The sequence below is a fragment of the Janibacter sp. CFPM2_SD2 genome, assembly GCF_057364645.1.
Genome location: NZ_JBNFOF010000339.1, coordinates 1 through 1475, shown reverse-complemented (window position 1 = coordinate 1475; position 1475 = coordinate 1). Strand labels below are relative to the sequence as shown.

General features: G+C 76.0%; 2 protein-coding genes. Both read right to left on the bottom strand.

From position 1 onward, the window contains the following. Positions 1–394 (bottom strand): lipid II flippase MurJ (locus tag AC2W7J_RS18085; protein WP_485984149.1); only part of this gene is annotated, 394 nt, incomplete at its 3' end. A gap of 307 nt (positions 395–701) precedes the next feature. Next, positions 702–1475: hypothetical protein (locus AC2W7J_RS18080; protein WP_485984147.1), on the bottom strand; the 774-nt coding region annotated here is incomplete at its 5' end.

The window sequence follows — 1475 nt, the reverse complement described above, 5'->3', positions numbered from 1 at the left end:
CGGGCGCAGCCTGATGCCGGCGCGTTCGGCGACGACGAGCAGGGGCAGCGAGAGCACGGCGACGCCGAGGGTCGTGCGCCACCGAGCAGCAGCAGCTCGCCCCGTCGTCACCGCGTCGGGGGCGGGTGCCGGGCGGCACGGCGAGGGCCCACAGGGCATAGGTGGCGATGACGACGAGGCTCGACAGCAGCGGTGCGAGCGCCGCGGCGAGGAATCTCCGGTGCGCCTGGAGCACCCCGGAGACGACGATGCCGATGCCGTAGAGGAGCACCTGCGGGCTGAAGACGAGCAGCAGCCGGGTGCCGAGCGCCACCGCGCCGTCGACCTCGAGGTCCCCGAGCAGGGCACGACTGGCGAAGGGAGCGGCGAGCGCCACGAGGACGGCGAGCGGCACCAGCACGGCGACGGTGCGGGTGAGCAGTGCGGAGGCGACCTCGTCGGCGCGCTCCCCCTCCGCGCTCCCGAGGCGCCGGCCACGAGCGGGACGACGACGGCAGCGAGGATGCCGCCGGCGGCGATCTCGTAGACGATGTTGGGCACCGTGTTGACGCTCTGGTAGACCGTGCCGACGCCGGTCGCGCCGACCGCCCACGCGAAGACGAGCCAGCGGGCGAAGCCCACGACCCGCGACAGCGCCGTCACGACCGCCACGGTGCCGGCATCGCGCGCGACGCCTCCCGCGGTGGGCTGCGGTCCGGGCGTCACCGGCGCCGACCCCAGGCGTCGATCTCACGCAGGACGGGCGTCGACTCGATGACCCGGGTGAAGCTCACCCGCTCCGACAGCAGGGTCAGGCCGGTGACGAGCGCAGCGGCCCCGAGCCGGCCACCGGGGGCGAGCCCGCGCACGAGCGCGAGACCGAGCAGCCCACCGAGCGCGTTGGCTCCGCAGTCCCCGAGCATCGACTCCCCCGCCAGGTCCTCGGGCAGCACCCCGCCGCCGACACCGACGAGCCCGGCCGCCAGGGGACGTGTGGCAGGCGGCGCGAGCAGCAGCGTCCCGGCGGCCGTGGTCACCTTGAGCGCGCGTCCGGGTCGCAGGTCGAGGAGGTTGACGAGGTTGGCCGTGCCGGCGATGACGACGGTGTCGACGAGCGCGCGGCGCAGCCGTCCCGCCCCGGGGCCGTGGCTCGAAGGGGAGGTCCCCTCGAGCAGCGCGACGCAGGCCGCGGTGGCCCCGAGGCCGACGACCTTGAGGGCACCCGTGGTCACCCGGCCGCTCCGGAGGGCGCCGAGGTGCCCCCGCAGGCCCTTGGTCCCGGTGTCACCGGTGAGGTCGTCGAGCCCCCCGAGCAGACCCGGCGCGACGACGACGAGCAGGTCGACGGCGACGGCGACCCGATGGCGACCGCGAGGGTGGCTGCGCCGACCGAGACCGGTCCCTCGAGCAGGGTGACCGCGGCTCCCGTGTGTTTGTGCCGCTCCCACGGGGCGCCGCACGTCGGCGGGCAGACGCCGGGACGCGCGGGTGAGCAG